Origin of the sequence: Dokdonella soli (assembly GCF_039523175.1) — a bacterium.
Taxonomy (GTDB): Bacteria; Pseudomonadota; Gammaproteobacteria; order Xanthomonadales; family Rhodanobacteraceae; genus Dokdonella_A; species Dokdonella_A soli.
This window is the reverse complement of the sequence record NZ_BAAAEU010000007.1, coordinates 221,732-228,868: the sequence shown is the minus strand read 5'-3', so window position 1 is coordinate 228,868 and position 7,137 is coordinate 221,732. Positions and strand designations below refer to the sequence as shown.

Below are 7,137 nucleotides of genomic sequence, written 5' to 3'. Positions count from 1 at the left end.
AGCCGCTCCTACATGGTTCCTCGCAGGTTCGAGCGTGGCGCTGAATCCGATCCGCGAGTTCGCATTGAAGGCGCTGCTGTGGCTGCCTCTGGCTTTCGTCATCTGGTTCGTGCTCGCGCCATTGTGGATCCTGCCGGCCGTACTGCTCGCCAAATCGGTGCTGCTCGGCGTCTGGGGCGGGCTCTTCGCCGCGGTCGCGCGCGGTGGCGATCTGCTCGACGCGACTGGCCATGTCATCGGTCACGCTGACTATCTGGTCAGCCTGTCGACGTCGGTCACGGTCACGGTGCCGGCCGGGCCGGAGGGTCCCGGTGGTGTCGGCGTGCTGGAGCCGACGATCAATCCGATGGTCTATGCGTACTCGCTGCCGCTGTTCGGTGGATTGGCGATGGCGACACCGTTGTCGACGGGCCGGCGCATCGTGCAGCTCGGGCTCGCGCTGGCGGTGATCTGGATCGCGCTGGCCTTCGGCATCGTCGCCGAGAGCCTGAAGGCGCTCGCGTTCGATGCCGGCGACAGCGGTGCAGCCGCGATCGCGCGCGCGGGTCTCGCCCCGAACGCGATTGCGCTGGCCTATCAATTCGGGTATCTGATCCTGCCCGCGGTGGTGCCGGTCACGCTGTGGATCGGGCTGAACCGCGGCTTCATCGACCTTCTGGTCCGTTCGGGCGGGGAACCCGCGGCCACAATCGGGGGTCAAAGCAGAGACCACGATCAGCATTGACATCCGGTGTGGAACAATGCGGTCCGTGGTTGGACTGATTTCTTGCGCGTAGGGGATTCATGGCTGCCGTCGCACCGATCGAACATCCTGTCACCGAGGCCGCTGCTGAAGCCAGCCTCGACGATCGCATCTGCCATTTCCTGGTCGCGCGTGGCCGCTTGAAGGAAACCGATCTCGTGCGCGGTCGGCGCCTGCATGAGGAGGATCCCGCTTCGGGCAGCCTGGTGTCGCTGCTGACCCGGCTCGGCCTGGTGTCCGAGCGTGAGATGGCCGAGGCGGTTTCGGAACTGCTGAAACTGCCGTTGCTGTCGGCCAAGGAATTTCCGGAGGCGCCGCCGGCGAACGTGCAGACCTCGGTGCGCTTCCTGAAGCATCACCACGTCTGCCCGATCGGCGAGAGCGACGACGAGGTGACCCTGCTGGTCGCCGATCCGGCCGACACGTTTCCGGTGCAGGCGCTGCAGCTCGCGACCGCACGCAAGGTCAAGCTCAACATCGGCCTGCGCAGCGAGATCGACGACCTGATCGAGCGCTACTACGGCTCCGGCCGTTCCGCGATGGGCACCATCGTCGAGAACCTGACCGACGAGAACAACCGCAGCGAGGACGACATCGAGCACCTGCGCGACCTCGCCTCGGAAGCACCCGTCATTCGCCTGGTCAACCTGATCATCCAGCGCGCGGTCGAGCAGCGCGCCTCGGATATCCACGTCGAGCCGTTCGAGAACCGCCTCAAGGTGCGCTACCGCATCGACGGCGTGCTGCACGAAGTCGAGTCGCCGCCGGCGGCGTCGACCGCGGCGGTGATCTCGCGCATCAAGATCATGGCCAAGCTGAACATCGCCGAGCGCCGCCTGCCGCAGGACGGCCGCATCATGATCCGCGTGCAGGGCAAGGAGTTGGATCTTCGCGTATCGACCGTGCCGACCGCCTACGGCGAGTCGGTGGTCATGCGTATCCTCGACCGCGAAGCGATCGTGTTCGATTTCCACACGCTCGGCTTTACCGACCAGTTCCTGCAGAAGTTCATCAACGTGCTGGAGCTGCCGCACGGCATCATGCTCGTTACGGGGCCTACCGGCTCTGGCAAGACGACCACGTTGTACACCGCGCTGGCCAAGCTCAACACCGCGGACGTCAAGATCATCACGGTCGAGGACCCGGTCGAGTACCAGATCGAAGGCATCAACCAGATCCAGGCCAAGCCGCAGATCGGCCTCGACTTCAGCCATGCGCTGCGCTCGATCGTGCGTCAGGACCCGGACATCATCATGATCGGCGAAATGCGCGACCTCGAGACCGCGCGCATCGCGATCCAGTCCGCGCTGACCGGCCACCTGGTGCTGTCGACCCTGCACACGAACAACGCGGCCGGCGGTATCACGCGCATGCTCGATATGGGCGTCGAGGATTACCTGCTGACATCGACCGTGAACGGCATCCTGGCGCAGCGCCTGGTGCGCCGGCTCGATCGCAGTGTCGCGCAGATGTACGAGCCGCTGCCCGAGGTCATCAAGGAGTTCCACCTCGACGCGCTCAGCGACGAACGCCCGATCCAGCTCTACAAGCCGGGATCGAGCGTGACCAACCCGACCGGCTACTACGGTCGCACCACGATCATGGAATTCCTGGTCATGTCCGATGCGATCCGTCGCCAGATCATGCAGCACGCCGGCATGGGCGAAATCGAGCAGCAGGCGCGCAGCGAGGGCATGCGCACGATGTACGAGGACGGTCTGGTCAAGGCGATGCAGGGCCAGACGACGATCGAGGAAGTCCTGCGCGTGACGCAGGAGAGCTGATCCAATGACGCTGTTCTATTACAAGGCGGTCACGCCGGCCGGCGAAACGCTTGAAGGCCAGTTCGACGTCGCCAGTCATGACGAGGTGATCGGCAAGCTGCAGGACGCCGGCAATATTCCGCTGGAAGTGCGCGAGGCCGACGGCGGCGATTCGGCGAGCCTGTTTGCGGCGTTGTTCAAGCGCAAGACGTTGACCGATGCGCAGGTCGTGCAGTTCACGCAGCAGCTGGCGACCCTGCTCGGCGCGGGTCAACCGCTCGATCGAGCGCTGCAGATCCTGCTCGACCTGCCCGAGGGCGAGAAGGCCAAACGCCTGCTCGAACGCGTGCGCGACCAGGTGCGCGGCGGCACGCCGCTGTCCGATGCACTCGAGGCTGAGCACGGCAGTTTCTCGAAGCTGTACGTGAACATGGTGCGCGCCGGCGAGGCCGGCGGCTCGCTGGACGATACGCTGGCGCGCCTCGGCGACTATCTCGAGCGCAGCGCAGCGCTCAAGAGCAGCGTGGTCAACGCGATGATCTATCCGGCCTTCCTAGTCGGCATGGTGATGGTGTCGCTGATGGTGCTGCTGGTCTACGTGGTGCCGCAGTTCGCGCCGATGTTCGCGGATATGAACGTCGAGATGCCGCTGATCACCAAGGTCGTGCTCGCGGTCGGCTCGACCCTGCAGAATTTCTGGTGGCTGATCATCGCGGCGATCGTGTTCGGCATCGGCTGGTTTCGTCGGCAGATGGCCGATCCACCGGCGCGTTTGAAGATCGACGAGCGCCTGCTGAAGACGCGCGTGGTCGGCGACGTGATCCGCAAGGTCGAGGTCGCGCGCCTCGCGCGCACGCTCGGCACGCTGCTCAAGAACGGCGTGCCTCTGCTCAGCGGACTGTCGGTCGCGCGCAACGTGATGACGAATACGGTGCTCGCCGAAGCGGTCGGCATTGCCGCCGAGGAAGTGAAGACCGGCGGCGGCCTTGGTTATGCGCTGACCCAATCGAAGCGCTTCCCGAAACTCGCGCTGCAGATGATCAGCGTCGGCGAGGAATCCGGCGAGCTGGACACGATGCTGATGAAGGTGGCCGACACCTTCGACATCGAGGTGAAGAACACGCTGGACCGCCTGCTCGCTGCACTGGTGCCGGCGACCACGATCGTGATGACCATCGTCGTCGCGATGATCATGCTGGCGATCGTGCTGCCGATCATGAACATCGCCGGCGCGGTGCATTGAGAGCCGGGAACAGGGAATCGGGAATTAGGAAGGCCCCACTCGTTCGTCATCCCGGCGAAGGCCGGGATCCAGTTCCTGTCCCGCGCTACGCGCCGTTCAAAGTGCGGCGGGACGATACAGAAACCGCAAAGAGGATCAGGCAACCCATGAGCAATCCACAACGCAACGTCCGCACCCTGTCACGCACGGCGGGTTTCAGCCTGATCGAAATGCTGGCCGTGATCGTGCTGATCGGCATCGTCGCCGGCATCGTCGTGCAACAGGTCGGCAAGAACGTCGACAAGGGCAAGTACGGTTCCGGCAAGGCGCAGGTGCAGGCGCTGGCCGGCAAGGTCGAGGGTTACGCGCTCGACAACGGCGCGCCACCGGCGCGTCTCGAGGACCTGGTCACCAAGCCCGGCAATGCTCCGAACTGGCAGGGGCCGTATGCGAAGGAGTCCGATCTCAAGGATCCGTTCGGCCACACCTTCCAGTACAAGGCTCCCGGCGAGCACGGCGATTTCGACATCATCTTTCTCGGCAAGGACGGCCAGGCCGGCGGTGATGGCGTGAACGCCGATTACGGCAATTGGCAATGAAAGGCGGTGATTCGGGATTCGGGATTCGTGATTCGGCAGAGTGCTTCGATCTGTCGCGTCGCGGCTCTTTCGAATCACGAATCACCAATCACCCATCACGCCCTCGCGCGCGCAAGCGCGCGCTGGGCTTCACTCTGATTGAGCTGATGGCGGTGATCGTGCTGCTCGCGATCGCGCTCACTGCGGTCACGTTCTCGTTCTCGAAGAGCCTGCAGGGCGCGCGCATCCGCGGCGCCAGCCGCGACCTTGTCGCGGCGCTGCGCTACACGCGTGGGCAGGCGATCGTGAAGGGCGAGCAGGAGGTGCTGACCTTGGACTTGGACAACAACTCCTACACCGCGCCCGGCAAGGGGGCGGTGCAGTTGCCCAAGGGCATGAGCCTGCGCCTGACCACGGCGGAAACCGAACAGACCGGCGCCAATTCCGGCGGCATCCGCTTCTTCGCGGACGGCAGTTCGACCGGTGGCCGCATCTCGGTGCTGCAGGGCCAGCGCGAGTGGCGCATCAATGTCGCCTGGCTGACCGGGGACATTGCGCTCGACGAAAAACCTGAATAGCCGAACTCGGCGCGAGTCCTGCGGTCCACCTACACGATGAAACCCTTTCGCCCACCCGCGCGCGGCTTCAGCCTGATCGAGATGGTTGCGGCGTTCCTCGTCTTCGCGATCGGGATCGGCGTGTTGATGCAGATCCTGACGACCTCGATGCGCAACATACGGCAATCGTCGGACTACACGATGGCGGCGCTGTGGGCGGAGTCGAAGCTCGATACCGTCGGTGTCGGTCGGCCGATCGAGGCGGGTCGCAGCAACGGCCGCTTCGACGACGCCTACAGTTGGGAACTCGACATCCAGCAAGTCGATCCGGCCAGCGTCGAACCGCCGCCACAGCAGACGCCCGCGGCGGGCAGCGGTGCCAAAGGCGCGGGCGCGCAGAATCCGAAGGTCTCGGCCGCCAACGCCGGACTCGGCGGGGGTCTGCAGGTCGCGCCGTTCGATCTCTACCAGATCGACCTCACCGTGATCTGGGGCGGCCGCTTCGGCGCCCGCCCGCACACCGCGAATTTCAGCACGCTGCGCGTGACGAACCCGGATGCGAACAAGGTCCAGCGCGGCATCAACCTGCCGGCGCCGCGCTCCGGCGGAGCCAAGCGATGACGAAGCCGGTCGCCCGCGGCTTCACGCTGCTCGAGGTCATGCTCGCGATCCTGCTGCTCGCGCTGCTGCTGGCCGGCACCTATGGTGCGATCCGCACCGCGGTGCAGGGGATGCATTCGGGCGAGCTGGCGATCGACCGCACCAACCGGTTGCGCGTCGCGCAGGAATTCGTGCGCCACCAGGTCAGCCGGATCATGCCGCTGGCGTTCGGGCGCGACACCAGCACCAACACGAATCTCGTGTTCGAGGGCAAGCGCGACTTCATGCGCTTCGTCGCACCGATGCCGGGCTATCTGTCGAAGGGCGGACCGTATGTGCAGACACTCGCGTTCGCCGGCAACCGGCGCGGCGGCCGGCAGTTGCTGTTCACCGACGAGATGCTCAACGGCTTTGATCTCGATGCGAAGAAGTCCGTGACCGAACCCTCGATCCTGCTCGACCAGATCGAGGACGGCCGCTTCGAATATCGCACGCTGGACGAGCAGGGCGAACTGACCGACTGGCTGGACAAATGGGACGATCCCGGCCTCGTGCCGGTGATGGTGCGCATCGTTGTGCGCATGCGTCCGGAGGCGCGCATCGAGTTTCCGGCGATGGAGATTCCGCTGCTGCTCGATATCGGTGCGGTGCGGCAGAACCGACCGCTCCAGCAGGCAGTCGGCCCGGGCATGCAGCTCGGGACGCACATCAATCCCGGGAGCAAGCGGTGAGGACGCCGCGGACCACCGGCGCGAGGCACAAGCGCGTGAGCGCGTTCGCGCGCCGCCGTGCGCGCGGCGTCGCGTTCGTGCTTGTGCTCTGGGTCATCGCGATGCTGGCCATCCTGCTCGGCAGCTTTTCGCTGGTTGCGCGCACCGAGAATCTGCAGTCGAGGCACCTGTTCGACACCACGCAGGCGCGCTACGCGGCGGAGGCCGGACTCAACCTCGCCGTGTTCGAGCTGCGCAAGGCCGATCCGCTCGAACGCTGGGTGGCGGACGGCCGTCCCTATACGTTCGGTTACGGCGACGCCGAGCTCGAGGTCAGCATCACTGACGACTCCGGCAAGATCGACATCAACGCGGCCGACGGCGCCATGCTGACGAACCTGCTCGTCGCGCACGGCATCGAGTTGGACAAGGCGCAGGCGTTGTCCGATGCGATCCTCGACTGGCGTGAACCGGGCGAAGCGAAACGCCCCAATGGCGCCAAGGCCGCCGACTACAAGGCCGCGGGGCTTTCCTACGGACCGGCCAATGCGCCATTCAATACCGTATCCGAGTTGCAGCAGGTGCTCGGCATGGACTACGCACTGTACGCGCAGCTGGAGCCGGCGCTGACGATCTATTCCGGGCGCAACCAGCCCAGCGCGGCGTTTGCGCCGCTGGAAGCGCTCGAGGCGCTGCCGGGAATGACACCGGAAATCGCGCGGGAACTGATCCGGCAGCGTCAGGCGCTCGCCCCGGGCGACATCGCCGGCGCGGGCCTCACCCTGCCCGACGGTACGCCGCTGATAGCGGGCGGCGGAGGCCTCACGTATAGTGTTAAATCCCGTGCGAAGCTGCCCAATGGCGCCAGCACAACCTTGGATGCGACCATCCGCATGGGTGGGATCAATACGGCCGGGAGACCGTACGTGATCCTGCGTTGGCGCGATAGGGAAACCTCGTAATTC

General features: G+C 65.4%; 8 protein-coding genes. All 8 read left to right on the top strand.

Annotated elements, in window-relative coordinates; all coding sequences use genetic code 11:
* Positions 1 to 724, top strand: a 724-nt coding sequence (locus ABD002_RS09420) for an exosortase H-associated membrane protein (RefSeq protein WP_343790005.1), incomplete at its 5' end; no start/stop codon positions are given.
* Between the two features lie 59 nt (positions 725 to 783).
* Entirely contained in the window at positions 784 to 2,526 is a 1,743-nt protein-coding gene (gspE, locus tag ABD002_RS09415) for a type II secretion system ATPase GspE (RefSeq protein ID WP_343790002.1), read from the top strand.
* Between the two features lie 4 nt (positions 2,527 to 2,530).
* The gene (gene gspF / locus ABD002_RS09410) at positions 2,531 to 3,748 is read left to right on the top strand and encodes a type II secretion system inner membrane protein GspF (RefSeq protein ID WP_343790000.1); all 1,218 of its coding nucleotides are present in this window, start codon (positions 2,531 to 2,533) and stop codon (positions 3,746 to 3,748) included.
* A 146-nt stretch (positions 3,749 to 3,894) separates the two neighbouring features.
* The gene (gene gspG / locus ABD002_RS09405) at positions 3,895 to 4,326 is read left to right on the top strand and encodes a type II secretion system major pseudopilin GspG (protein ID WP_343789997.1); all 432 of its coding nucleotides are present in this window, start codon (positions 3,895 to 3,897) and stop codon (positions 4,324 to 4,326) included.
* Between the two features lie 80 nt (positions 4,327 to 4,406).
* Positions 4,407 to 4,883 carry a GspH/FimT family pseudopilin gene (locus ABD002_RS09400; RefSeq protein ID WP_343790197.1) on the top strand — a complete coding sequence of 159 codons (477 nt, stop codon included), beginning with the start codon at positions 4,407 to 4,409 and terminating at the stop codon, positions 4,881 to 4,883.
* Between the two features lie 36 nt (positions 4,884 to 4,919).
* On the top strand, positions 4,920 to 5,483 hold the full coding sequence (locus ABD002_RS09395; protein WP_343789994.1) for a type IV pilus modification PilV family protein: 564 nt from the start codon (positions 4,920 to 4,922) through the stop codon (positions 5,481 to 5,483).
* Entirely contained in the window at positions 5,480 to 6,193 is a 714-nt protein-coding gene (locus tag ABD002_RS09390; protein WP_343789991.1) for a prepilin-type N-terminal cleavage/methylation domain-containing protein, read from the top strand. The genes ABD002_RS09395 and ABD002_RS09390 overlap by 4 nt, the downstream gene beginning before the upstream one ends.
* Complete coding sequence (locus tag ABD002_RS09385) at positions 6,190 to 7,134, top strand: type II secretion system minor pseudopilin (protein ID WP_343789989.1); 945 nt, start codon at positions 6,190 to 6,192, stop codon at positions 7,132 to 7,134. The genes ABD002_RS09390 and ABD002_RS09385 overlap by 4 nt, the downstream gene beginning before the upstream one ends.
* Positions 7,135 to 7,137 lie beyond the last annotated feature (3 nt).

What these genes read in the sequence shown, in the direction of transcription:
- gspE (WP_343790002.1), top strand. Translation starts at nt 784, where the DNA reads ATGGCTGCCGTCGCACCGATCGAACATCCTGTCACCGAGGCCGCTGCT.
- gspF (WP_343790000.1), top strand. Translation starts at nt 2,531, where the DNA reads ATGACGCTGTTCTATTACAAGGCGGTCACGCCGGCCGGCGAAACGCTT.
- gspG (WP_343789997.1), top strand. Translation starts at nt 3,895, where the DNA reads ATGAGCAATCCACAACGCAACGTCCGCACCCTGTCACGCACGGCGGGT.
- ABD002_RS09395 (WP_343789994.1), top strand. Translation starts at nt 4,920, where the DNA reads ATGAAACCCTTTCGCCCACCCGCGCGCGGCTTCAGCCTGATCGAGATG.
- ABD002_RS09390 (WP_343789991.1), top strand. Translation starts at nt 5,480, where the DNA reads ATGACGAAGCCGGTCGCCCGCGGCTTCACGCTGCTCGAGGTCATGCTC.